Source organism: Nitratireductor kimnyeongensis, from assembly GCF_019891395.1.
GTDB classification, from domain to species: domain Bacteria; phylum Pseudomonadota; class Alphaproteobacteria; order Rhizobiales; family Rhizobiaceae; genus Nitratireductor; species Nitratireductor kimnyeongensis.
In genome coordinates, this window is sequence record NZ_CP078143.1 from 1,802,149 (window position 1) to 1,826,639 (window position 24,491).

General features: G+C 61.0%; 25 protein-coding genes. 18 read left to right on the plus strand and 7 right to left on the minus strand.

Features of this window, described 5'->3' with window-relative positions:
* Nucleotides 1–45: 45 nt before the first annotated feature.
* The gene (gene infC / locus KW403_RS08570; RefSeq protein ID WP_081487733.1) at nt 46–588 is read right to left on the minus strand and encodes a translation initiation factor IF-3; all 543 of its coding nucleotides are present in this window, start codon (nt 586–588) and stop codon (nt 46–48) included.
* A 178-nt stretch (nt 589–766) separates the two neighbouring features.
* Here infC and KW403_RS08575 point away from each other — a divergent pair, with 178 nt between their 5' ends.
* The 9 genes from KW403_RS08575 to KW403_RS08615 all read left to right on the plus strand — a co-directional run bounded on the left by KW403_RS08575 (nt 767) and on the right by KW403_RS08615 (nt 8,751).
* Complete coding sequence (locus KW403_RS08575) at nt 767–1,540, plus strand: alpha/beta fold hydrolase (protein ID WP_223022281.1); 774 nt, start codon at nt 767–769, stop codon at nt 1,538–1,540.
* 163 nt (nt 1,541–1,703) lie between these two features.
* Entirely contained in the window at nt 1,704–2,135 is a 432-nt protein-coding gene (locus tag KW403_RS08580; protein ID WP_223022282.1) for a DUF2852 domain-containing protein, read from the plus strand.
* A gap of 94 nt (nt 2,136–2,229) precedes the next feature.
* Complete coding sequence (locus KW403_RS08585) at nt 2,230–2,994, plus strand: M48 family metallopeptidase (protein WP_223022283.1); 765 nt, start codon at nt 2,230–2,232, stop codon at nt 2,992–2,994.
* Between the two features lie 256 nt (nt 2,995–3,250).
* Nucleotides 3,251–3,916, plus strand: coding sequence for a phosphoribosylanthranilate isomerase (locus KW403_RS08590; protein WP_223022284.1), 666 nt, complete (start codon nt 3,251–3,253; stop codon nt 3,914–3,916).
* Nucleotides 3,917–3,939: 23 nt separating this feature from the next.
* The gene (gene trpB / locus KW403_RS08595; protein ID WP_223022285.1) at nt 3,940–5,160 is read left to right on the plus strand and encodes a tryptophan synthase subunit beta; all 1,221 of its coding nucleotides are present in this window, start codon (nt 3,940–3,942) and stop codon (nt 5,158–5,160) included.
* Nucleotides 5,161–5,162: 2 nt separating this feature from the next.
* Nucleotides 5,163–5,405, plus strand: coding sequence for a hypothetical protein (locus tag KW403_RS08600; protein ID WP_223022286.1), 243 nt, complete (start codon nt 5,163–5,165; stop codon nt 5,403–5,405).
* 114 nt (nt 5,406–5,519) lie between these two features.
* Nucleotides 5,520–6,359 carry a tryptophan synthase subunit alpha gene (trpA, locus tag KW403_RS08605; protein WP_223022287.1) on the plus strand — a complete coding sequence of 280 codons (840 nt, stop codon included), beginning with the start codon at nt 5,520–5,522 and terminating at the stop codon, nt 6,357–6,359.
* Nucleotides 6,360–6,401: 42 nt separating this feature from the next.
* On the plus strand, nt 6,402–7,358 hold the full coding sequence (gene accD, locus KW403_RS08610; protein WP_223022288.1) for an acetyl-CoA carboxylase, carboxyltransferase subunit beta: 957 nt from the start codon (nt 6,402–6,404) through the stop codon (nt 7,356–7,358).
* A gap of 49 nt (nt 7,359–7,407) precedes the next feature.
* The gene (locus KW403_RS08615) at nt 7,408–8,751 is read left to right on the plus strand and encodes a bifunctional folylpolyglutamate synthase/dihydrofolate synthase (protein WP_223022289.1); all 1,344 of its coding nucleotides are present in this window, start codon (nt 7,408–7,410) and stop codon (nt 8,749–8,751) included.
* Between the two features lie 72 nt (nt 8,752–8,823).
* Here the strand turns inward: KW403_RS08615 and KW403_RS08620 are convergent, their stop codons facing one another.
* Both KW403_RS08620 and KW403_RS08625 read right to left on the minus strand, forming a co-directional pair.
* Entirely contained in the window at nt 8,824–9,591 is a 768-nt protein-coding gene (locus tag KW403_RS08620; protein WP_223022290.1) for a sulfite exporter TauE/SafE family protein, read from the minus strand.
* Nucleotides 9,592–9,600: 9 nt separating this feature from the next.
* The gene (locus KW403_RS08625) at nt 9,601–10,575 is read right to left on the minus strand and encodes a complex I NDUFA9 subunit family protein (protein WP_223022291.1); all 975 of its coding nucleotides are present in this window, start codon (nt 10,573–10,575) and stop codon (nt 9,601–9,603) included.
* 221 nt (nt 10,576–10,796) lie between these two features.
* Between KW403_RS08625 and gyrB the strand changes: the two genes are divergently transcribed.
* From gyrB to KW403_RS08645, 4 genes are all read left to right on the plus strand, one after another.
* Entirely contained in the window at nt 10,797–13,244 is a 2,448-nt protein-coding gene (gyrB, locus tag KW403_RS08630) for a DNA topoisomerase (ATP-hydrolyzing) subunit B (RefSeq protein ID WP_223022292.1), read from the plus strand.
* A 141-nt stretch (nt 13,245–13,385) separates the two neighbouring features.
* Entirely contained in the window at nt 13,386–14,015 is a 630-nt protein-coding gene (locus KW403_RS08635) for a CGNR zinc finger domain-containing protein (RefSeq protein WP_223022293.1), read from the plus strand.
* Nucleotides 14,012–14,494 (plus strand): hypothetical protein, encoded by a 483-nt coding sequence (locus tag KW403_RS08640; protein ID WP_223022294.1) that lies wholly within the window; start codon nt 14,012–14,014, stop codon nt 14,492–14,494. Before KW403_RS08635 ends, KW403_RS08640 begins: the two co-directional genes overlap by 4 nt.
* 60 nt (nt 14,495–14,554) lie before the next feature.
* Complete coding sequence (locus KW403_RS08645; protein ID WP_246637929.1) at nt 14,555–14,956, plus strand: hypothetical protein; 402 nt, start codon at nt 14,555–14,557, stop codon at nt 14,954–14,956.
* 109 nt (nt 14,957–15,065) lie between these two features.
* On the opposite strand, the gene lepA is transcribed toward KW403_RS08645, so the two are convergent.
* Nucleotides 15,066–16,874, minus strand: a complete 1,809-nt coding sequence (gene lepA / locus KW403_RS08650) for a translation elongation factor 4 (RefSeq protein WP_223022295.1) — start codon at nt 16,872–16,874, stop codon at nt 15,066–15,068.
* A 153-nt stretch (nt 16,875–17,027) separates the two neighbouring features.
* Between lepA and KW403_RS08655 the strand changes: the two genes are divergently transcribed.
* Nucleotides 17,028–17,525 (plus strand): MarR family winged helix-turn-helix transcriptional regulator, encoded by a 498-nt coding sequence (locus KW403_RS08655; protein WP_223022296.1) that lies wholly within the window; start codon nt 17,028–17,030, stop codon nt 17,523–17,525.
* 35 nt (nt 17,526–17,560) lie between these two features.
* On the opposite strand, the gene KW403_RS08660 is transcribed toward KW403_RS08655, so the two are convergent.
* The 3 genes from KW403_RS08660 to KW403_RS08670 all read right to left on the minus strand — a co-directional run bounded on the left by KW403_RS08660 (nt 17,561) and on the right by KW403_RS08670 (nt 20,543).
* Entirely contained in the window at nt 17,561–18,355 is a 795-nt protein-coding gene (locus tag KW403_RS08660) for a DUF2189 domain-containing protein (protein ID WP_223022297.1), read from the minus strand.
* A gap of 140 nt (nt 18,356–18,495) precedes the next feature.
* Nucleotides 18,496–19,704, minus strand: a complete 1,209-nt coding sequence (locus KW403_RS08665; RefSeq protein WP_223022298.1) for a cation:proton antiporter domain-containing protein — start codon at nt 19,702–19,704, stop codon at nt 18,496–18,498.
* The gene (locus KW403_RS08670) at nt 19,704–20,543 is read right to left on the minus strand and encodes a YiiX/YebB-like N1pC/P60 family cysteine hydrolase (RefSeq protein WP_246637930.1); all 840 of its coding nucleotides are present in this window, start codon (nt 20,541–20,543) and stop codon (nt 19,704–19,706) included. The genes KW403_RS08665 and KW403_RS08670 overlap by 1 nt, the downstream gene beginning before the upstream one ends.
* Before the next feature lie 236 nt (nt 20,544–20,779).
* On the opposite strand from KW403_RS08670, the gene KW403_RS08675 reads away from it, so the two are divergent.
* The 4 genes from KW403_RS08675 to KW403_RS08690 are packed head-to-tail and all read left to right on the plus strand — an operon-like array spanning nt 20,780 to nt 24,454.
* On the plus strand, nt 20,780–21,460 hold the full coding sequence (locus KW403_RS08675; protein ID WP_223022299.1) for a CerR family C-terminal domain-containing protein: 681 nt from the start codon (nt 20,780–20,782) through the stop codon (nt 21,458–21,460).
* Nucleotides 21,457–22,410: an HlyD family secretion protein gene (locus KW403_RS08680; protein WP_223022300.1), complete on the plus strand. Its 954-nt coding sequence runs from the start codon at nt 21,457–21,459 to the stop codon at nt 22,408–22,410. The genes KW403_RS08675 and KW403_RS08680 overlap by 4 nt, the downstream gene beginning before the upstream one ends.
* Complete coding sequence (locus KW403_RS08685) at nt 22,407–23,324, plus strand: ABC transporter ATP-binding protein (RefSeq protein ID WP_223022301.1); 918 nt, start codon at nt 22,407–22,409, stop codon at nt 23,322–23,324. Before KW403_RS08680 ends, KW403_RS08685 begins: the two co-directional genes overlap by 4 nt.
* Nucleotides 23,321–24,454 carry an ABC transporter permease gene (locus KW403_RS08690; RefSeq protein ID WP_223022302.1) on the plus strand — a complete coding sequence of 378 codons (1,134 nt, stop codon included), beginning with the start codon at nt 23,321–23,323 and terminating at the stop codon, nt 24,452–24,454. Before KW403_RS08685 ends, KW403_RS08690 begins: the two co-directional genes overlap by 4 nt.
* Nucleotides 24,455–24,491 lie beyond the last annotated feature (37 nt).

The following is a 24,491-nucleotide window of genomic DNA, read 5'->3' on the forward strand; positions in this document are numbered from 1 at the left end:
GGCTTGTTGTCGTGTTGGTGTGCGTCTTTACGGGCGCAGTGCCAATCAGGTGGTGCGCGGTGCCAGAACCATCATCATCTGGCGACCTTCGAGCTTCGGCTCGGCTTCCACCTTGGCGATCGGCTCGACCTCTTCCTTGACCCGGTTGAGGAGCTGCATGCCAAGTTCCATATGCGCCATTTCACGGCCGCGGAAGCGGAGCGTGAGCTTGACCTTGTCGCCAGCCTCGAAGAAGCGGCGAACGGCCTTCATCTTCACCTCATAGTCATGGGTGTCGATGTTGGGACGCATCTTGATCTCCTTGATCTCAATGGTCTTCTGCTTCTTGCGCGCCTCGGCAGCCTTTTTCTGGCTCTGATACTTCATCTTGCCAAGATCGGTGATCTTGCAAACGGGTGGCTTGGCGTTCGATGCCACCTCTACCAGGTCCAGACCCGCCTCCTCGGCAAGACGCAAGGCATCTTCCGTGTCGAGAACGCCGCGGTTGTTGCCTTCATCGTCGATCAGCTGAATCTGGGGAACCCGGATGTCGCGGTTTGCGCGCGGGCCTTCTACTTTCTGAGGCGGCGCTTTGAATGGTCTGCGAATGGTCGTGATCTCCTCGAATTGTTAAATCACTGGTTACGGCATTGCTTCAGGCCGAGGCGTATGTCGTCTCGGCAGGTGAAGTGTCAATAGCATATAAGGTCAAAAGAATCACGTTTCACGTTTCGTCTTGGTGTGAATGCGTGTGATGAATGGTTGGTTCCGGCATAGGAGACAGTTGATGAGCGGAGCGAAGGCGCGTTTTCTGACAATCAGCGACACGCAGATCGCGTACCGGCAGCGGGCTGGAAGTGCGCCCGGCCTCGTCTGGCTAGCGGGCTATAAATCCGACATGCTGGGCACAAAAGCTGAGGCACTGGATGCATGGGCCGCTGAAAGGGGTCACGCCTTCCTGCGGCATGATTATTCCGGCCATGGTGAATCCGGCGGCGCGTTCAAAGACGGGACGATCTCGTTCTGGCTGGAGCAGAGCCTTGGTGTTTTCCGGGCTTTTACCGAGGGGCCACAGATCCTCGTCGGATCATCCATGGGGGCATGGATCGCGCTCCGCATGGCGCAGGAGCTGAACCGCGCCGGTGAAGGCGCGCGGCTGGCGGGTCTGCTTCTTCTGGCACCCGCTCCCGATTTCACCAGCGAGCTGGTGGAGCCGAAACTTACTGCTGCCAATCGCCGACAGCTCGAAGACATGGGCTATATGGAAGAGCCTTCCGACTATTCCGACGAGCCCTACATCTATACGCGCGCATTGTTTGAGGATGGAAAGCGCAACCGGGTGCTCGATGGCATTCTCGACACGCATTGCCCGGTTCACATCCTCCAAGGCAAGGCCGATCCCGACGTGCCCTTCACCCATGCCATGCGGCTCACCGAGCATCTGCCGGCAGATGACGTCACCCTGTCTTTGATCGGCGATGGCGATCACCGGCTTTCCAGGCCGCAGGACATTGCCCTGATCCTCCGGTCACTGGAAGGTCTCATCGAGCGATCCGTTTAGGCGGATTGCCGGAATGGTGCAGGATCGCGCGAATAAATGATGTAAAATCATGGATTTGCGCGATTTCCGTTTATTATTTCCTTGAATATCGAAAAATGAGCCCCCATTTCGAAACCATGCAGCTTCCCGGGGGTTGCATGCTCAAGGAAAGGAACGGGTGACCATGACAAATTCTGCGCTTATCCGTCCTGCCTGGACGCCTGCGACGATTGCTCTGATGGTGGTGGGTTTCATGGTGTTCTGGCCGCTCGGCCTCGCCATGCTCGCCTACATTCTGTGGGGTGACCGGCTCGGGGAGTTCAAGAAGGACGTGAACCGAAAAACCGATGAAGTTTTCGCCGGCTGCCGGCGTGCATCAAAGCGTCATGCGTTTACAGGCAACGTCGCCTTTGACGACTGGCGCGACAAGGAGCTGGAGCGCCTCGCCGAGGAACGCCGCAAGCTCGACGAGATGCGCGACGAGTTCGATGATTACATGCGCGAGCTGCGCCGGGCCAAGGATCAGGAAGAGTTCGATCGTTTCATGAACGAACGTAACAAGGGTCGCAAATCGGGCCACGGCAAATCCGTCCCCGATGTGACTGACGAGGCCTGATCCAGTGGACAACAGGTAAACGGTTGAAACGGCATCTCTTCGAGGTGCCGTTTTCTTTGCGCGTTTTTCTCCACGAATCGCTTACTCTTGTTCAATGGCGCTTGGTTTCCTCAACAACATGATCGGGCTGAAAGTGACGGCTCCTCCGGCAGAGCGCGTACATCGCGTGGCCGGTCGGGAACTGCCACTGCGCATTGTCGAGAATGCGAGGGCACGGCGGTTGACGTTGCGGATCGAGCCGGGTGGGCGCGGCCTGCGCATCACCGTGCCGCCGGGCCTTTCCCGCTCACGCGAGGTGGAAGAGTTTCTCGACCGCCACACCGGCTGGCTTGAGCAGAAGCTGAAAAAGCTGCCCGAACGACCTTTGGTCCGACCGGGTATCAAGATCCCGGTGCGCGGCGTGCCGCATTTGATCGTGCACGATCCCGAGAGCCGTGGCGCTGCCAGACTTGCCATGAGGGACGGTGCGCCCGTGCTGGTTGTTCCGGGGGACGGTGAGCGTTTGCCGCGGCGGGTCGCCGATTTCCTGAAGCGCGAGGCCAAGCGGGACATCGAGGCTCTGGTGGCAAAACACTCCGCCACCATTGGCAAACGCGCCCGCGCGATCCGCTTTCGCGACACCAAGAGCCGCTGGGGCTCCTGCACCTCGGATGGCACGCTCTCCTTCTCCTGGCGCATCATGATGGCCCCGCCTCTGGTGATCGATTATCTGGTCGCCCATGAGGTCGCGCATCTGAAAGAGATGAACCATAGCGCCCGTTTCTGGAAGCTCTGCCGGGAGCTGTGCCCCGAAACGGACCGTTGCAAGGACTGGCTGAAACGCAATGGCACGGCTTTGCAGGCCATCGGGTTTGAGTGACGGGTGTGCTTTGCCGGGTGTTTTTCTAGGCGACTTCGCCTGATTGCTACTGAGGTGCCGGGCGCCCTCGCCCTTCGACAGGCTCAGGATGAGGGCTACTTCAGCGTCGCCGCACAAAACGACTGAAGAAACACGCCAGCAATTCAACAGCCCTCATCCTGAGCTTCTTGAGCTTGTCGAAAGACGAAGGGCGAGGGGGCCTGGCGCGACCGCCTCCTGCCTCGACTCCGCCGTCAATTCATGGCACTTCCTTGTTATGACACTCGACGTAAAAATCTGCGGTCTGAAGACCGATGAAACCGTGGCGGCGGCGCTGGATGGCGGGGCGAGCCATATCGGCTTTATCTTCTTTGAAAAAAGCCCGCGCCATGTGGAGCCCGAAATGGCTGCAAACCTGCGAAAAGCGGCCCATGGACGGGCACAGGCTGTTGCCGTTTCGGTGAATGTCGATGATGCGGGACTGGATGCCATCGTGAGCGCTGTTCAGCCCGACATGCTGCAGCTTCATGGCGGGGAAAGCCCGGAGCGCGTTGCCGAGGTGAAGGCCCGCTACGGATTGCCGGTGATGAAGGCGTTTGCCATCCGCGAGGCGGGCGATCTGGAGCGCATCGCGCCCTATCGCGGCATCGCCGACCGGTTCCTTTTCGATGCCAAGCCGCCGAAAGGATCCGAGCTTCCCGGCGGCAATGGGGTCTCTTTCGACTGGCAGCTTCTGGCTGGCCTTGACGATAAAGTGGACTACATGCTTTCCGGTGGCCTGAACGCGGGCAATATCGGCGCGGCTTTGAAAGCGGCCTCGCCGCGCGGAATAGACATTTCGTCTGGTGTAGAAAGCGCGCCGGGCGTGAAAGATCAGCAAATGATACGCGACTTCTTCGCCGCCATTCGGCAGGCGCTTGAAACCGACGCGGCTCCGGCATGAGGAGCCGGCATGAGGAGAATGGCTTGAACAAACCGGCAGAACCCAATTCCTTCCGGATTGGCCCTGATGATGAGGGCATGTACGGGATCTTCGGCGGCCGGTTCGTGGCCGAGACGCTGATGCCGCTGATCCTCGATCTGGAAAAGCACTGGAACGAGGCGAAGGACGACCCGGCGTTTCGGGCCGAGTTGGATAGTCTGGGCCGCCATTATACGGGCCGGCCCTCGCCGCTCTATTTCGCCGAACGCCTGACCGAGCATCTGGGCGGCGCGAAGATCTACTTCAAGCGTGAGGATCTGAACCACACCGGCTCGCACAAGATCAACAATTGCCTCGGCCAGATCCTGCTCGCCAAGCGCATGGGCAAGACCCGCATCATCGCCGAGACCGGCGCCGGCCAGCATGGCGTGGCGTCGGCCACGGTGGCCGCCCGCTTCGGCCTGCCCTGCATTGTCTATATGGGCGCGACAGACGTGGAGCGGCAGAAGCCGAATGTCTTCCGCATGAACCTTCTGGGCGCCGAGGTGAAGCCGGTGTCCTCCGGGCATGGCACGCTGAAAGATGCCATGAACGAGGCGCTGCGTGACTGGGTGACCAATGTTGAAGACACCTATTACCTGATCGGCACGGCGGCAGGCCCGCATCCCTATCCCGAGCTGGTGCGCGAGCTGCAATCGGTGATCGGCACGGAAGCGCGTGAACAGATACAGGAGCTGGAAGGCCGGCTGCCCGACGCCATCGTGGCGGCGGTGGGCGGCGGCTCGAACGCCATCGGCCTGTTCCATCCCTTCCTCGATGACCGCCAGGTGGAAATCCACGGTGTGGAGGCCGGCGGGCACGGGCTGGAGGGCGAGGAGCACTGCGCCTCCATGACGGCGGGGCGCCCCGGCGTGCTGCATGGCAACCGCACCTATCTTCTGCAGAATGAGGACGGGCAGATCCTCGACGGGCATTCGGTCTCTGCCGGGCTCGACTATCCCGGTGTCGGGCCGGAGCACAGCTGGCTGAAGGATACGGGCCGTGTGATCTATTCGCCCATTCTGGACGATGAGGCGATCGAGGCATTCCAGATGACGACGCGTCTTGAGGGCATCATCCCGGCGCTGGAATCGGCCCATGCGATTGCCCATGCGATCAAGCTGGCACCCACCATGGGCAGGGACCAGATCATGATCGTCAATTTCTCCGGGCGCGGGGACAAGGACGTCCACACCGTCGGAAAGATGCTCGGCATGGAGATGTGAACATGTTCGAAATCTATCGCTCCAAGCAAAACCAGCACCACTATGTGGCCATTCGCCAGGACGACGATAGGGAAAATCCGAAGGGGATAAGGGCAAGCCAGAACCTTGCCTTCCTGACCCATGTGGCCGATGACGGCGAACCCCGTATCGCCTTCGACCCCGAAGAGGCGAAAAGCCGGATAGAGCGCGATGGTTTCTATGCCTTCGCCGTCACCATCGAAATTCGCGAGCACGCCGAGGGATAGGCTGATCGCATTGCATTGCCGCGTTCGTGATCGAGCGATAAGGCCGCTGCAACCGCAAGGACTGCAAGACGGCGTGGGGGCGCCGCGCTGGATGTACGAGGACCCAGGACCATCATGACCACCCGCATTGACCGCCGCTTCGCGCGGCTGAAGGAAGAAAACCGCCCGGCACTCGTGACCTATTTCATGGGTGGGGATCCGGATTATGAGACCTCGCTCTCGATCATGAAGGCGCTGCCGGCGGCGGGCAGCGACGTGATCGAACTGGGCATGCCCTTCTCCGACCCCATGGCCGATGGCCCGGCCATTCAGGCCGCCGGCCTGCGCGCGCTCAAGGGCGGGCAGACGCTTTCAAAGACGCTCCAGATGGCGCGTGATTTCCGCAAAGACGACGACGACACGCCCATCGTGATGATGGGCTATTACAACCCGATCTACATCTATGGCGTGGAGCGCTTTCTTACTGACGCGAAGGCCGCCGGCATTGACGGCCTCATCATCGTCGATCTGCCGCCGGAGATGGATCAGGAGCTTTGCGTTCCGGCGATCAAGGCGGGGCTGAACTTCATTCGTCTGGCCACGCCGACGACGGATGAAGAACGTCTCCCAAAGGTTCTGGAGAACACGTCGGGCTTTGTCTATTACGTGTCGATGACGGGTGTGACGGGATCGGCGCTGCCGGACACGAACAATGTGTCCGAAGCGGTTGCGCGGATCAAGGAACACACGGATCTGCCGATCTGCGTGGGCTTCGGGGTGAAGACGGCGCGGCAAGCCAAGGCGATCGGCGAAGCGGCGGACGGTGTTGTGGTCGGCAGCGCCATCGTGGCGGCCATCGCACAGTGCTACGACGACAACGGCAAGCGGATCAAAGACCCCGCCGAGGCCGTGGCAACCCTTGTGAAGGGGCTCGCAGACGGGGTGCGCCAGGCGCGCCTTGCTGCTGCCCGATAATTGGCGCATCCTCGGATTGCGGAAAAACAGAAGGCATATGGAATGAACTGGATCACCAGCTATGTGAGGCCGAAGATCAACTCGATGCTCGGTCGCCGGGACATGCCGGAAAACCTCTGGATCAAGGATCCCGAGACCGGCGAGATGGTCTTTCACAAGGATCTGGAAGACAATCTCTGGGTCATTCCCTCCTCCGGCCATCACATGAAGATTTCCGCCCGCGAGCGGCTAAAGAGCTTCTTCGACGATGGCGAATATGAGACGCTAGAAAATCCCAAGGTCGTCACCGACCCATTGAAGTTCCGCGATGAGCGCCGCTATACCGAACGCCTTCGCGACGCCAAGGCCAAGACCAACATGGAAGATGCCGTGTTGAGCGGCGTGGGCCGGGTTCAGGGGCTCGAGCTACTGGCCACCGTGCAGGACTTCGCCTTCATGGGTGGTTCCCTTGGCATGGCAGCAGGCGAGGCGATTGTCCGCGCGTTCGAGACTGCCGTGGAGCGCAAGCTGCCGCTGGTGCTTTACGCCGCCTCGGGTGGCGCGCGCATGCAGGAGGGCATTCTCTCGCTGATGCAGCTGCCGCGCACCACGGTCGCGCTCGACCGGCTGAAGGAGGCGGGGCTTCCCTACATCGTTGTGCTCACAAACCCGACCACTGGCGGCGTGACGGCATCCTACGCCATGCTGGGCGATGTTCATATCGCCGAGCCCGGTGCGCTGATCGGCTTCGCCGGCCCGCGCGTGATCGAGCAGACCATCCGCGAGAAGTTGCCGGAAGGTTTCCAGCGCGCCGAATACCTGCGCGACCATGGCATGGTCGACATGGTGGTTTCGCGACTGGAGATGAAGGCGACCATTGCGCGTCTTTTGAAGATTCTCCTGAAGGAGAAGGTGGAGGCTGCGCCTGAGGTCGTGGAAGACGAGTCTCCGACAGAACCCGAAACGGCTCCGGTTCCCGTCGAGGGTGCCGAAACCCCAGCCGAACAGCCAAAGGTATGAGCAGGCAAGGCTTTGCTGGCTGAATAACCATCCTTCGGGCAGGACCCTGATGACCACTCTCTCCGCCGAGCGGGAAATCGAGCGTCTTCTGTCGCTCCATCCCAAGGGCTTCGACCTGTCGCTCGAGCGCGTCACGCGCCTGCTCGACCGGCTGGGCAATCCGCATCTGAACATGCCGCCGGTGATCCATGTGGCGGGCACGAACGGAAAGGGCTCGGCAACGGCCTTCGCGCGCGCCGTGCTGGAAGCGTCGGGACGGGTCGTTCACGTGCACACTTCGCCGCATCTGGTCAATTGGCACGAGCGCTACCGGCTGGGTGCGGAAGGCGGCGGAAAGCTGGTGGAAGATGCTGTTCTGGCCGAGGCGGTAGCGCGGGTGGCCGAGGCGAATGCCGGTGAGACGATCACCGTTTTCGAGATTCTGACCGCGGTGATGTTTGTGCTCTTTTCGGAGCATCCGGCGGATGTGGCGATTGTCGAGGTCGGGCTTGGCGGTCGGTTTGACGCGACGAATGTCATTCCCCATCCGGCGGCCAGCCTCATCATGCCGATCTCGCTCGATCACGAAGCCTATCTGGGCGACCGGGTGGAGCTGATTGCCGCCGAGAAGGCCGGCATCATCAAGCGCGGCTCACCCGTGGTTGTTGGCCAACAGCCCTTCGATGCGGCGCGCGAGGTGCTTGTCGATACGGCGGAAAGACTGGCCTGCCCGCTCACCGTCTATGGCGAGGATTTCCTGGCATTCGAGGAAAACGGCCGCATGATCTATCAGGACAATGATGGCCTTTTCGACATGTCGCTGCCACAGCTTGCAGGTCGACATCAGATCGCCAATGCGGCGGCAGCCATCGCCGCGGTCAAGGCGGCGGGCTTTCCTGTTGCTCTGCGTGCGGCGGAGATCGCGATGGAGCGTGTTGTCTGGCCGGGTCGTCTGCAGCGTCTGCCACAGGGCATGCTTGCGGATCTTGGGCCGGAAGGGGCCGAGATCTGGATCGATGGCGGGCACAATCCTGGTGCCGGCGAGGCGATTGCCGAGGCGCTGGCTACCGAGGAAGATCGCTCGCCCCGACCGCTCTTCCTGATAGCCGGAATGATCAACACAAAGGATCAGACCGGTTATTTTCGCGCCTTCGAGGGCATGGCCCGGCATGTCTATACGGTTCCGGTGGAATCGAGCGATGCGGGTGTGCCCAATGCGGAGCTTGCGGCGCGCGCCATGGAGGCGGGGCTTTCCGCAGAGCCGGTCCATTCAGTGGCCAATGCGCTCAAGCTGTTGCGGGATACGCTGGATGCCGGCCGCGACGGCACCGAACCCCCACCGCGCATCCTGATCTGCGGTTCGCTCTATCTGATCGGCTCGGTGCTGGCCGAAAACGGTACCCCACCGCGGTGATCCCGGCCTCCCAGTCTCGTCATCCTCGGGTCAAGCCATAGGATGACGAATGAGGAGCTGCGGGAAAGCCTCTTATACCATCCCTATCACGCCCCGGCGGATGAGATCGAGCGCGAGCAGCGTGAGGCCGATCTTGAACCAGCGGCGGAAGGTCTCCTCGGGCAGTTTCTCAAGAAGGCGCGTTCCATAGATCGTGCCCAGATAACCCGAAGCGATCATCACCGCGATGAAGGGCAGCCAGCGCCAGAAGGCGAAACCGGCAAGGGCAAAGGCGATGACCTTGAGAGCGTGCTGCACCGTCATGCCGGCAGCATGGGTGGCGATCAGCGCCTTGCGGTCGTCGGGAATGAGCTGCGCAAAGAAGGCCGAGAGCAGCGGACCGGTGGCTCCGACAAACATGGTGGCAACCGCAAGAACGGCACTGCCGGCGGCGAGGCCGGCATGGCTGAGTTGGGCGGCTCCAGGAATCCTTGTCCATGTCACGGCGATGACGAAGACGCCCAAAACGAGTTTCAAGAGTGCATCGGGCAATTGCACCACGAAATAGGCACCGACTGCAGCGCCGATCAAGCTCCCGAGAATGAAGGGTGCGGCGATCGAGAAGCGGATATGCGGACGCTGATGCCAGGCACGGCCCGTGTTGGAGCCGAGCTGTACGGCTCCATGAACAGGAATCAACGCTGCTACGGGAATGAAAAGGCCAAGCAGCGCCAGCATGGCCACACCGCCGCCCACGCCAAAGGCTGCCGTGAGCGCGGAGGTGAAAAAGCTGGCGATGACGAGAAGAAGCGCTGGGAGCAGACCCAGCGTTTCAGGCAGTAGCGTATCCCAGCCGCTCAATGGCCCGCCTTACAGGAATTGCTTGCGGGTGAACTGGCCTGCCGGGCGGTAGCGCCACAGATAGGTGGGCAGGATGGCGGCCAGAGAATGTTTCTGGATGCCAAGTCCTTCGAGCGTGCGCCCGGCCGCTTGCGCCTCTTCAGAAACAACGTTGTCGGTCTTGAGAAGCTTCACCTGATCGAGAGTGAGCAGCGGGTTCGGCAAAAGGCCAAGAATGCGGGCCTGGATGCGTGCGACGAACCAAGGCAGGGAAACGAACCAGCGTTTGCGGTAGGTGGCTTCGAGCATCTCCTCAAGGCATTCGCGGAAGGAGAGGGCTTCCGGCCCGCCCAGCTCGTAGATCTGGCCGCCCTTCAGGTCGCCATCGACAGAGCGGGCATAGGCTTCGGCCACATCGCCAACATAGACAGGCTGGAACTTCGTCTCGCCGCCACCGATCAAAGGCAGGAACGGCGAGAACCGCGCCATGTTGGCAAAGCGGTTGAAGAAATCGTCTTCCGGACCGAAGACGATGGATGGGCGGATGATCACCGCATCCTTGACGGTTTCCAGTACGGCTTTTTCGCCTAGTGCCTTGGTGCGGGCATAGTCGGACTCGGACTCCGGATCGGCCCCGATCGCCGAGCCATGAGTGAGCTTTGCGCCAGTTGCGCGGGCGGCTTCCGCCACTGCACGGGCGCCGAAATGTTGAACCGCGTCAAAGGACTGGCGTCCGGATTCATAGAGGATGCCGACCAGATTGATCACATGGTCGGCGCCTTCCACTGCCCGGTCGATGGACGCACGGTTGCGCAAGTTCGCCTGCACGGCTTGCACTTGGCCGACATTGCCGAGTGGCTGCAAATGTATCGCTGTATTGGGGTTGCGGCATGCAACGCGCACCCGGTAGCCGCGCCTCGTGAGGGCCTGCACCAAATGGCGGCCGACAAAGCCGTTGCCGCCGAAAATGGTGATGAGCTTAGGTTTCTGGCTGATGGTGGCCATTTGCCTCTGTCTCCGATTTCTCAACGGCTTCATAATCGGTTTCGCGCCAAAGGCAAAGGGTGCCCGGTCATAGTTTTCATCCCCAGCCTGAAATCACTGCAAAACTTGGAAAAAAGCCATGAAACCCCTATATCTTGGGGGACAGGCGCCGGGTGATTCGCGGCGCGGACTTCCCATGCCCAAAAGGGGGTTCCCTCAGGGCTCCTGAGTGAAAGAATTTGATGAGCGACACGCCCGAAACTCTCCCAGGCGAACCGGCCGAATACGGCGCTGAATCCATCAAGGTTTTGAAGGGATTGGACGCCGTTCGCAAACGCCCCGGCATGTATATCGGCGACACGGATGACGGGTCTGGCCTGCACCATATGGTCTATGAGGTGGTGGACAACGCGATCGATGAGGCGCTGGCTGGCCACGCGACACTGGTGACCGTCACGCTCAATCCAGATGGCTCCTGCACCGTGACCGACAATGGCCGCGGCATACCGACCGACATGCATGCCGAAGAGGGCGTGTCTGCGGCCGAGGTCATTATGACGCAGCTTCATGCCGGCGGTAAGTTCGACCAGAATTCCTACAAGGTCTCGGGCGGCCTGCATGGCGTTGGCGTTTCCGTGGTCAATGCACTCTCCATCTGGCTGAAGTTGAAAATCCGCCGCAAGGGCAAGGTGCATGAAATGAGCTTCACGCATGGCGTGGCAGACGAGCCGCTTGCCGTGACGGGAGATGCCGGCGACGAGACGGGGACGGAGGTGAGTTTCCTGCCTTCGCCGGACACCTTTACCATGACGGAGTTCGACTACGGTACGCTGGAGCATCGCCTGCGCGAGCTCGCGTTCCTGAATTCCGGCGTGCGCATTCTTCTGACCGATAAGCGCCATGCCGATGAGAAGAAACAGGAATTCCTGTTCGACGGAGGCATTGTCGAGTTCGTCAAATATCTCGATCGCGCCAAGAAGCCGCTGATCGATGCGCCCATTTCCATTGGTGGCGAGAAAGACGGAATCACGGTGGAAGTCGCCATGTGGTGGAACGATTCTTACCATGAAAATGTGCTGGCCTTCACCAACAACATTCCGCAGCGCGACGGTGGCGCGCATATGGCCGGGTTCCGCGGTGCGCTGACGCGTCAGGTTACGGGTTACGCCGAGAAATCGGGCTTGACCAAGAAGGAAAAGGTTTCGTTGACCGGTGACGATTGCCGCGAGGGGCTCACGGCGGTTCTCTCGGTCAAGGTTCCCGATCCGAAATTCTCGTCCCAGACCAAGGACAAGCTGGTGTCCTCCGAGGTGCGCCCGGTGGTGGAGAGCCTAGTCAACGAGGCACTCGGCACCTGGTTTGAGGAGCACCCGGCAGAGGCCAAGGCGCTGATCGGCAAGGTGGTGGAAGCCGCCGCCGCGCGCGAGGCTGCACGAAAGGCGCGCGAGCTGACGCGGCGCAAGGGCGTGCTCGACATCACGTCGCTGCCGGGCAAGCTCGCCGATTGTCAGGAGCGCGATCCCGCCAAGTCCGAAATCTTCATCGTCGAGGGTGATTCCGCAGGCGGCTCGGCTAAATCCGGCCGCTCGCGCAAGAACCAGGCGATCCTTCCGTTGCGCGGCAAGATCCTGAACGTGGAGCGCGCACGGTTCGACCGCATGCTTTCGTCCGACATGATCGGGACGTTGATCACGGCGCTCGGCACTGGCATCGGCAAGGATGAATTCAACGCCGAGAAACTGCGCTACCACAAGATCATCATCATGACGGACGCCGATGTCGACGGCGCTCACATCCGGACGCTGCTTCTCACTTTCTTCTTCCGACAGATGCCGGACCTCATCGAGCGCGGGCACCTCTATATCGCCCAGCCGCCACTCTACAAGGTGACGCGTGGCAAATCGGTCCAGTACATCAAGGACGAAGCGGCGTTCGAGGAGTTCCTGATCGATTCCGGTCTTGAAGAGGCGACGCTCGAACTTTCCAATGGCGAGGTGCGTGGCGGTCAGGATCTCAAACAGGTGATTGATGACGCACGCGGTGTGCGCTCGCTGATCAACGGCCTGCATACGCGCTATGACCGTTCCGTGGTAGAGCAGGCGGCAATCGCCGGTGCGCTCAGCGCGGCAGTTCTGGCCGATCCGGGGCGTGCGGCAGATGCCGCGAAGCATGTGGCGGAGCGGCTCGACATGATTGCCGAGGATACCGAACGCGGCTGGGAGGGGCGCGTGAATCCCTCGAATGAGGGTGCGGGCGGCTATCTCTTCGAACGCACGGTGCGTGGCGTGCGCGAGGTCGTGGTTCTCGACTCGGCGCTCGTAGCCTCGGCTGATGCACGCGCGATCGACAGGTACACAACGCGCCTGCAGGAGATCTACACCAAATCACCCGTGTTGCGCCGCAAGGACAAATCGGAAGTGATTTCCGGGCCGATGGCGCTGCTTGACCAGGTCTTCGCGACGGGCCGCAAGGGGCTCACGATGCAACGCTACAAAGGTCTCGGCGAAATGAATGCCGAGCAGCTCTGGGAGACGACGCTGGATCCAGATGCACGCTCGCTGCTCCAGGTGAAGGTGACGGACGCGACGGATGCGGATTCGCTCTTCTCGCGCCTCATGGGCGACGAAGTGGAACCGCGCCGCGAGTTCATTCAGGACAATGCGCTGTCGGTGGCCAATCTCGACATCTGACTTTCTTCCAAGGCTGATTTCATCAAGGCGGCGCCGGGCAACCGGCGCCGTTTTCATTTGGCGCTCCTCCATTTCCCACGTCAATTCTTGACTAACCAGCAAAACGAGTTTAGCTGGTTGTAACGATGGGAGATTGAAGCCATGGCCGCCACCGTCGCCTGGCCTGTGCCGTTTTTTCTCGGCGGCAGGCTTTGCCTGGATTTTGTCAACACGGTGAATAGTCGGACGAGGCCGGCCACGAAGGATTACATTCCCGATGTCGCGGCGCTGCTGGGATGGTGCAGTCAGTTGGCTGTGTTCGACGCGGACACCCTGTCCCGTCTGCAGAGTATGGCTGAAACGCAACCTCGTGTAGCGGAAGCCGCACATGCCAGAGCCAAACGATTTCGCGAAACACTGTTTGCGATTTTCCAGAACACGATCGACGGTGAAGGTCCCTCGGCGGAAGCACTCGGTGCGCTTGGTGAACTCGTAAGCGCGGGCCGGCAGCGTCAGCGCTTGAAAAAGGGCGAGGAGCGCTTTGTCTGGAGCTGGGACAAGAGCCGCCTCGATCTTGATGCTCCCCTACAGGCTGTTGCGCTCAGCGCCGAACAGATGCTCACCAAAGGTGATTTGCAACGGCTGAAGGCCTGTCCCGGGCCGGAAGGATGCGGATGGCTGTTCTACGATGAAACGAAGAATGCCTCGCGCCGCTGGTGCAGCATGGAACATTGTGGGGGCGCGGCGAAAGCCCGGCGTCATGCGGCCCGTTTGAGGGAAAAAAGATTATGAAACTCATATCTTTACGCAGCATCGTCGTGGCCGCATTGGTGTTCTGTGGGTTGCTCTTCGCCGTCGGTTGGTTCACCCGCAATGATCCCTCGGAAGACCCCTATGTAAAGGTTCTCGGCGGAGGATTCATGTTCAATTACCGCCAAGGCGAAGTGTTCTATGGTTTTACCGCTCAGGTAATGAGACCGCTGGCCAGCGGGTCCATCATCGAGGCGACATTCGAGGATCCTGCAGGCGGTGCGCCGCTCGTGGTGTCGGAACGCGTGAGCACGATGACCGACCGATACGCGCTGAGAACACCGCCGGTTCGCGGGGTTGAAGCGAAGAAGCCGTACAAGGTATCGATCCGTGTGTACGACCGTGAGAAAATCAGCATGATCTGGGAAACGGACACGACCTTCGCGAGCCAGATCAGCGATCTTGTCGTGCCCGACAAGCCGCTTACCATCGGCCCGGGCTATCATCTAAACCCGGACTGAGATTTTTTGTCCGGCTGGTTTTATTTCATGAACCTTTCTCCAGACCACGGCGACTGACGGATGCCGGAGCGCGATTGCCCCTTCCTAAAAACCGAACTGGAGATCACAATGCCCTTTACTTTCAAGACCAATCGTATCGCTATAGCCGCCGCTTCACTCGTGATGCTTGCAGCCGCAGCACCCTCTGCCGGCGTCGCCGGCCAATTTGCCCTTGCGCCGCAGATGGCCAGTCCTTCGATGAACTGCTCGGTGCCCAACCATGTGGTGTGCAATATCAGCAGCACGAAGGGTCTGAAGCTGGTGAAGATCACCGCGAACACGCCGCAAGGCAGCGTGAACCTCGTGAACAAGACGTACCGCAGCTGTCCCAAATCGGTGAAGGTGTCGTGGGACTCGGCCTATCAGATGGCCGGTAAACAGATCGTCGAATGCAGCGGGGACCTAAAACTCAAGGCGCGCTGAACAGGAAACGGTGCCGCCTGGCCCGGGTGGCGGGGCAGCCCGTATCAGCGGCATCGGGGGTGGGCTTGTCTGCTGTTGCAGCAAGCCCACCCGTTTTCGTTCTTGAGTGCTAATCGCTCATCTTCAGGGCCTGGATGAAGGCTTCCTGTGGAATCTCAACCTTGCCGAACTGGCGCATGCGCTTCTTGCCCTCTTTCTGCTTCTCGAGCAGCTTGCGCTTGCGGGTGACGTCGCCGCCGTAGCACTTCGCCGTCACGTCCTTGCGCATGGCCGAAATGGTTTCGCGGGCGATGACCTTTCCGCCAATGGCCGCCTGGATCGGGATCTTGAACATGTGGCGGGGGATAAGGTCTTTCAGCTTCTCGCACATGACGCGCCCGCGCTTCTCAGCGGCCTGTCTGTGCACAAGCATGGAGAGTGCATCCACCGGCTCCTCATTGACGAGGATCGACATCTTTACCAGATCGCCTTCGCGGTAGCCCGTGAGCTGGTAGTCGAAGCTCGCATAGCCCTTGGTGATGGATTTCAGTCGGTCATAGAAATCGAACACCACCTCGTTGAGCGGTAGTTCATAGGTGACCATGGCACGCTTGCCCACATAGGAAAGATCCGTCTGGACACCACGCCGCTCCTGGCAGAGCTTGAGGATCGCGCCCAGATAATCGTCGGGCGTGAGGATCGTGGCCTTGATCCACGGTTCCTCGATGGAACCTATCTTCACGATGTCCGGCATGTCGGCGGGGTTGTGAAGCTCCACCTGCTCACTGGAGGTGAGGTTCATGCGATAGACGACCGAAGGCGCGGTGGCAATGAGATCGAGATTGAACTCGCGCTCCAGCCGCTCCTGGATGATCTCCAGATGAAGAAGGCCCAGAAAGCCGCAGCGGAAGCCGAAACCGAGCGCCGCCGAGGTTTCCATCTCGAAGGAAAACGAGGCATCGTTGAGGCGCAGTTTGCCCATCGCGGCGCGCAGGTCTTCAAAGTCAGCCGCATCGACTGGGAAGAGGCCGCAGAAGACCACCGGCTGCGCCGGCTTGAAGCCCGGCAGCGGCTTTTCCGTCTGGCGCTTGTCTTCGGTGATCGTGTCGCCGACGCGGGTGTCGGCGACCTCCTTGATAGAGGCGGTGATGAAGCCGATCTCGCCGGGACCAAGCTCATCGACCATGACCATTTTCGGGGTCATGACGCCAACCCGGTCCACCGGATATTTGGCGTCCGTGCCCATCATGCGGATGGTCTGGCCCTTTCTCAGCTTGCCGTCGATCACGCGGACCAGAACGATGACGCCCAGATAGGCGTCGTACCAGCTGTCCACCAGAAGTGCCTTGAGCGGGGCTTCCCGTTCTCCGCCTTCGGGCGGGGGTAGACGCTTCACGATGGCTTCTAGAACCTCGTCGATGCCGACACCCGTCTTCGCGGAAATCGGAATCGCGTCGGAGGCATCGAGCCCGATCACCTCCTCGATCTGCTCCTTGACGCGCTCGGTGTCGGCGGCGGGAAGGTCCACCTTGTTGAGAACGGTCACGATTTCATGATCGTTGTCGATGGCCTGATAGACATTAGCGAGCGTCTGGGCTTCGACGCCCTGGCTGGCGTCGACCACCAGAAGCGAGCCCTCGCAGGCCGAGAGCGACCGCGAGACTTCATAGGCAAAGTCCACATGGCCGGGCGTGTCGATCAGGTTCAGCACGTAGTGCTCGCCATTGCGCGCATCATACTCCAGACGCACGGTTTGCGCCTTGATGGTGATGCCGCGCTCGCGCTCGATATCCATCGAGTCGAGGATCTGGTCTTTCATCTCGCGATCGGCCAGCGATCCCGTCATCTGGATCAGCCGGTCGGCAAGCGTCGACTTGCCATGGTCGATATGCGCGACGATGGAAAAATTGCGAATATGGGAAAGTGGCGTGTTCGTCATGCTGCTGGCCTTAGCAGGCGGCCCGTTCTTCGACAAGCAGATTGCTGCAGCACCTCCCACGGAATAGCCGGGCGATAACGAACTCAGCAAGTCTTGTCAGGAGCCGACCGCGATCTTGTTGCGGATGGGATCACGCGACCATATATCCCGCGAATGAAAGATCCTGAACGACACAAGCTGGGCTTCCTGATCCATGATGTTGCGCGCCTGATGCGCAAGCGGTTTCAGGAAATTGACAATGAATTCGGGCTCACGTCTGCCCAGTGGAGGATGCTTTTCGGGCTCTTGCAGCATGATGGCGTTTCCCAGGCACGGTTGGCCGAGCTTCTGGAGGTCGAGCCGATCAGCGTGTCGAGAATGGTCGACCGGCTGGCGGAGAGCGGCTGGGTCGAGCGACGTTTTTCTCGCACCGACCGGCGGGTGCGCATGATTTATCCCACGCGAAAGGCCCGCGAGGCGCGCTCCGGCATCCAGCAGATTGCGGCGACGGTGCATGACGAGGCGCTGTCGGGCCTCGACGAAGAGGAGCGCCGCCTCCTGATCGACGTGTTGGGGAAAGTGGCTCTCAATCTATATGGAACGGCTTCCGAAACCCCCTCCACGACTGCGTCCTGTCCCTCACCGGGGCCCGGCGAGGGAGCGCGGGCCTAGATGTGTTTCACCGTTTCAGGCAGGCGCCGTCTTGCTCAATCGGCCACCAGCTTGCGGTAGAGATGCCACGTGGCGTGACCCAGAATGGGCATGACCACGGCAAGCCCCGCAAACAGCGGCAGAGAACCTACGACAAGCGCACCGACGACCAACAGTCCCCACAGCGCTATGGGCAAGGGATTGGCACTTGCAGCGCGCGCTGAAGTGATGATCGCGGCCACCGCACCGCAGTCTCGGTCGAGCAACATCGGGAAGGCGATGGACGTGGTGATCAGCACCACCAGAGCGAAAATGAACCCGATTGCATTGCCGATCAGAAGCAGCGTGAAGCCGGCATCCGTCGTGAACACGCTTTCGAAGAATCCGGCGATGGATGCGGGCGGTTCGGGGCCAAGCAAGCGCACATAGAGCCCCTGGGCGACCAGAAGCCAGGTCACGAAAATGGCAAAGAGCATGGCCCCCACGGCCATGATGGAGGGGATTGCCGGTGATTTGCGCACCGCCAGCGCGTGGCGCCAGGACGTGTCGAGTCCAGCCTCGCGTCTTCGGCTGATCTCATAAAGTCCGATGGCGGCGAATGGACCGAGGAGGGCAAAACCCGATGCCAGCGGAAAGAGAAGCGGCAGCGCGTCTGCATCTGACGCCCAGTAGATCAGCACAACACCGACAAGCGGGTATATCAGACACAGAAATGCATAATGCGATGGTTTCTGCCAGAAATCATCAAGTCCGCGCCCCAATGCATCGATGATATCCGATGCCTGGATCTTGCGAACCTCAGGCAAGGACAGGGACTTGTCGGTTCCGGCCATGACATGAAAATCCGTCATTTCAGACCTCCCGGGTCTGCCGGGCTACACACCGCACTTGGTGGCACCCGGCGGCAAACGAAGGCCGGATTATAGAGCCTGAGCCGGATCCCGGCGAGGTTTGGACCGGTCACATCTTCTGGAGCGGAGAGTGAGCAGGCTCAGGATCGCGCCGGGAAGAAAGTGGTTTTTGCAAAGGGTGCGGTTGCCCCATGGAGAATGACCGACAGGAGAATGGTGAAGACGGCAATGTTGGTGATCTGATCTGCCACGACAAAACCGGACTGGTCTACCACGAGAAGGAGATAGAGCACGGAAGCGAGACCGCGCGGCCCGAACCACCCGACAAAAAGCCGGGTCCGCGTGCCTGACCGACTCCCGAGCATGGCAATGAAAACCGGCGCCATTCGGATGACGGTCAGGCTGAGTGCCGCATAGACGAGAGAAGAGATCACCGGCGCTTCGAGCGCCTGCGGGAGCATGGCCGCTCCAAAGAGGAGGAATGTGAGATTGGTGAGGATCGAACCCTCGGTCATGGCGAAATTGCTGGCCTTGTGCACCGTTTCGGCGGGCAGGCGCCAGCCAAAGGCCAGACCGGCCGCGAAGGCTGCGAGAAATCCATTGCCGCCGACCAATTCCGCCCCCAGATAGGCGAGTCCGGCAAGACCGACCATGATGGGCGTGCGCCCAGCGGGATTCGATAGGGCGTGGGTGAAAGAAAATCCGGCCGCCGCTGCCCCTGCATACCCGACGGCCAGTCCCGCAAGCGGGCCGAAGAGCACCTGTTTGAGAAAGAATTTGGCGTGTCCCGCCATGCCGTCTCCGGTTCCGGTTTCGGCAGCAAGGGCGAGCGTGATCAGAAGCAGGGGCAGGCACAGGCCGTCGTTGAGCCCGCTTTCCACGTCCAGGGCCTCACGTTCGATCTCGGGCAAACCATCATCGCCGAAAACCGGCTGAGCGAGAGCCGCATCCGTCGGTGTCAGCACGATGGCAAGCACCAGTGCGCCGAAAAAGCCAAGCGCCGGGAACAGGGCCATGCCCGCGGCGGTGCCTGCAAGGATGGTGAGCGGGATCCCGATGCACAGGAGCCGCGCGGAGAGCAGCGCAGTGGCGCGCTCTGCCATCACGCTTGAAATATGGATGTTTGCGGCATCGCGGAACAGGATGATGGCCAATGTCGCCGTCGCTAGAAACTCGACGACGGAATTGTCGAGCGGCGAGGTGAGGGAGGCGTCGGCCAGATAAAAACCATAACCGAGCGCGGTGAAAAGCATGGGGCCCGAGACGACGGACGCTTCAATCTTGCGCGAGAGGAGCGAATAGGCCGTGAAAGCGAGGAAAAGAAGGACCAGCGCCTCATGAATGTCCATCAGTCTTGCTCCCCCTGTGCCCTGTGCTGTGCCTTCTCTCGCCTCTCGGAGCCTTCCTGGCCTGGAGGCGGTCCCCAGTTCAGTGTCTTGTAGTCGAATCCGAAAGCGAGGGTCGGCTTTATGATGGCAAAATAGGGTGACAGGTCGAAATCACGTGGCGTGAACAGGCTGTGATGGCGGATATGCAGGATCTCCTGTCGCGAGTATGTGGATTCGGCCGAGGCGCGGCCCTTTGCCTTCGTAATTTCGGGCAGGATCGGGTAGCCGACCTTCTGAAATGCCTGGGCGATGAGCGACGAGCAGATGGCGCGGGTGGGATCGCCGGAGCCGATGGCGATCATGCGGCGGCGCCAGCGCACGGGCACGGGCGGGGTCGGCAGGAAATAGCGCATCAGATCGAAGATGTTGCGCATGTCGTAGTGCAGACCGAGCTTCCCGATCATGAAATCGACAATGGCGTTGCGATCATCCGGCGTCAGCCCGCTCGCCCGGCAAATGCGCGTGTTGTAGGTCTTGTATTTGGACAGCGGCACGGCGATGCAGCCATCCCCCAGGACGACCTCCACCAACCGGGGGCGCTCCGAACCGTCTTCTGGTTCGGGCAGTGCATCGCCGACATAGAGTGCGGCATGGCTCCAGGTGGACTGGGTCAGATATTTGATTGCCGCCGAAATGCGCTGGTTGCCTTCGATGAGGAGGATGTCGCCCGGCTGCAATGTGCGGTGCAAGGTCTCTGGATCGGAAGGCGTGTAGGGCTGGTAGCCTGAGGATTCGCTTTGCAGCCGCCGGGCCAGAAAACGGCCGAAACGGTCGAGCAGGGTGCCGGTTTGTTCGCTCATGCGCTGCCGTCCGCGATTCTTCGATCCATGGCAGGTGGAACTTAGAGGTTTTATCGCGCAGGGCAAACGCCCGGATATGAAGCAATGATGCGAATGTGTTTCTCGGGTTGATGGTGCAGCCGCAGTGGTACAGGACCGAAGTGCCATGACGGCATCAATCGGCCCCATTTCGGATCCGTAGGTTGACATAAATCAAACGTTTGATTAATTAATGCTGATATTTGGAGATTTGTGCCATGCAGGACGACCGGATGCGGCTTTCCTCCGCCGAACACACGCGGCTTTCGCTCATCAGGACGGGGCTGAAGCTTTTCGGTGAGAACGGGTTCGAGGGGACCACGACGCGGGAAATCGCGCGCGCGGCAGAAGCGAATATCGGATCGATCTCCTATCATTTCGGTGGCAAGGAAGGTCTGCGCGCGGCATGCGCGGACTACATCGTCGAACTGCTCTCCGAGATTACCGGAAGCGCGCTGAAAACGGGTGGAAACGACGGTGCTTCGCTAACCCCGCAGCAAGCGCGTGTGGTCCTGATGCAGGTGTTGGAGACAATGACGGGTTTCATAGCCGCACGGCCCGAGGCCGGGCTTATCGTCAAGTTCGTGCTCAGGGAATTATCGCACCCCACGGTCGCGCTCGACCGCATCTATGAAGGCATCTTCGCGCCGGTTCACAAGCGGCTCTGCGCAGTCTGGGAGGCGGCGACCGGTGAGCCTGCGGAGAGCGACGAGACCAAGCTGACCGTGTTCACGCTCATCGGTCAGCTCGTTTATTTCCGCATTGCCGGCGAAGCGGTGCAGCGGCGCATGGGCTGGAGCCAGATTGGTGCGCGCGAGGCGGCCTCCATCACGGCCATAGCCGGCAGCAATCTCGACGCCATACTCGCCGCGCGCACGCGCCGAAAGGAAACACCATGAGCATGATCTGTGCCATTCCTGTTTTGGCGGGGCTCGTCTCGGGATGCGGATCTGCCGAGCCGCTGGCAGTCGGGTATGTCGAAGGCGATTACGTGCTGCTCGCGCCCACGGATGTGGGGCAATTGAAAGCGGTTTCGGTGCGGCGCGGTGCGGTCGTGGAGGAGGGGGCGACGGTCGCGATGATGGATGACACGGATGCGCGGATCGCAGTTCGGCAGGCCGAAGCGGGACTGGCCGAGGCGGAAGCGCAGCTGGCCGATCTTAAGGAACCCAAGCGGCCCGAGGAGATCGCCGTGCTGGAGGCGGCTCTCGCTTCCGCCAAGGCAGAGGCAGCCGAGGCGGGCCGGGTGCTGGCGCGAACGGAAGATCTCTCGCGCCGAGGCATCGCCACGCAGGCCGAGCTGGACAAGGCGCGCACGGCAAAGGAACTGACGGACACAAAGGTCGGCCAGGCTGAGGCCAATCTGGCGGTTGCGAGGTTGCCGGCCCGGGCCGAGGCGATCAAGGCCGCAGCAAGGCGCCGCGACCAGATGCAGGCAGCGCTGGAGCAGGCGCGCTGGCGGCTTTCCGAACGCGCCATCACCGCGCCTTCAGCGGGCCGCATCAATGATGTGATCCGCAATGCGGGGGATGTGGCCGGACCGACGGCACCCGTCGTCTCACTGCTCCCAGACGGGGGTGTGAAGCTGAAGGTTTATGTGCCCGAAGCGGCCTTCTCCAGCCTTGAACCCGATGCGCTTCTGGCCGTGAACTGCGATGGCTGCGGAGCGGGCCTGACGGCACGCATCACCTATATTTCTCCCGATCCGGAATTCACGCCGCCGGTGATCTATTCGCTGGAGACACGGCAGAAGCTCGTCTATCTGGTCGAGGCGCGACCGGAGGGTGAGGCGCGCAGCCTGCAGCCGGGACAGATCGTGGATGTGCGCTTGAAAGCAGACGCGCCATGAACGCGATCGATGTCCACGGCCTTGTGAAACGCTTCGGCGACAAGACGGTCGTCAACAATGTGACGATGCAGGTGGCCAGGGGCGAGATTGTGGGCTTTCTCGGCCCGAACGGGTCTGGCAAGACGACGACGATTCGCATCATGTGCGGGCTTCTGACGCCGGATGAGGGGGATGGCACGGTTCTGGGGTTCGATCTGCGAACCGAGGGGCTGAAGATCAAGCGCGAAGTCGGCTACATGACGCAGCGCTTCTCCTTCTATGAAGACCTGACCATTGCGGAGAACCTGGCCTTCGTCGCAAGGCTATACGATCTGAAGCCGGTGAAAGAGCACGTGGATCGGACGCTAGAGGATCTGGGCCTCTCTTCGCGACGGAACCAGTTGGCGGGCACGCTTTCGGGCGGCTGGAAACAGCGGCTGGCGCTGGCGGCCTGCATCATGCATCAGCCGAAACTTCTCCTGCTGGATGAGCCGACGGCGGGTGTCGACCCGAAGGCGCGACGCGATTTCTGGGACGAGATTCATCGTCTCGCCGCCGACGGGCTGACGGTTCTCGTCTCCACACACTACATGGACGAAGCCGAGCGCTGCCATCGCATATCCTACATCTCCTACGGAACCATGCTGGCGACTGGCTCGGTGGCCGATGTGGTGCGCGATGCCGGGCTTGTCACCTATCTTGTCGATGGGCCGAAGCTGGAAAAACTTGCCGCCGAACTGCGGCAGCGGCCCGGTGTGGAGCAGGTGGCGCCTTTCGGCGCGAGCCTCCACGTGGTGGGGTCGGATGAAGACGCGCTGAAGGCGGCGCTGCAGGATCTCGACGGGCGCGAAGGCGTGCAGGTGTCACGCGGCGAGACGAGCCTTGAGGATGTGTTCATCCAATTCATGGCCAATTCGACGGACAACATGCAATGAACGGCTTCTTCTCATTCAGCCGGCTTGCCGCTCTGCTCATCAAGGAGTTCATCCAGATGCGGCGCGACCGCATCACATTTGGCATGATGCTGGGCGTGCCGCTGATGCAGCTCGTGCTGTTCGGCTTTGCGATCAACTCCGATCCCAAGGCACTGCCGGCGGCACTCGTCTCGCTCAGCCAGGACCACTATAGCCGGGCGATGGTCTCGGCGCTGGAAAACACCGACTATTACCGTTTCGACCATGTGTTGGAGAGCGCGGCGGAGGCCGAACAGCTGATGGCGAGCGGCGCGGTGGTCTTTGTGGTCACCATCCCGTCGGATTTCGCCCGCCGTGTCGACCGGGGGCAGCGACCGCAGATCCTGATCGAGGCGGATGCGACCGATCCGTCGGTGGCCTCCGGGGCGATTTCCACGCTTGGAACGGTGGCCGCCGAAGCGCTCTTGCGCGAGCGCGGCGTGCCGGCTTCGGAGGCACAACCGGCTGACCGGCTGGAGGTAATCGTCCACCGCCGTTACAATCCGGAAGGCATCTCGCAATACAACATCGTGCCGGGGTTGCTGGGCGTGATCCTTCAAATGACCATGGTTATGATGACGTCCATCGCACTGACCCGCGAACGCGAGCGCGGCACAATGGAAAATCTGCTCGCCATGCCGGCGAGCCCGCTGGAGATCATGCTCGGAAAGGTGCTGCCCTATCTGGTGGTGGGTGCGGTGCAGGTGGCGGTGATCCTGGGGGCGGCGAAACTGCTGTTCGGCGTCCCCTTCATCGGCAGTTTGTGGCTGCTTCTGACGGCGGTGCTTGTCTTCGTACTGGCACTGGTGTTGCTGGGTTACACGATCTCGACCATCGCGCGCACGCAGATGCAGGCCATGCAGCTCACCTTCTTCTTCTTCCTTCCCTCAATCCTCTTGTCCGGCTTCATGTTTCCGTTTCGCGGCATGCCCGATTGGGCGCAGTGGCTCGGAGAAACCTTTCCGCTCACACATTTCCTGCGCGTGATCCGCGCCATCATGCTCAAGGGAGCGGACCTGCCGGCGGTGGCCTTCGAGACGGGCATTCTCGCTCTCTTCATCCTGATCTATGCAGGCCTGGCACTGATGCGGTTTCGCCGGACGCTGGATTGAAAGGGATGGGCAATCTTTAGAAGTATTCTAATCTATT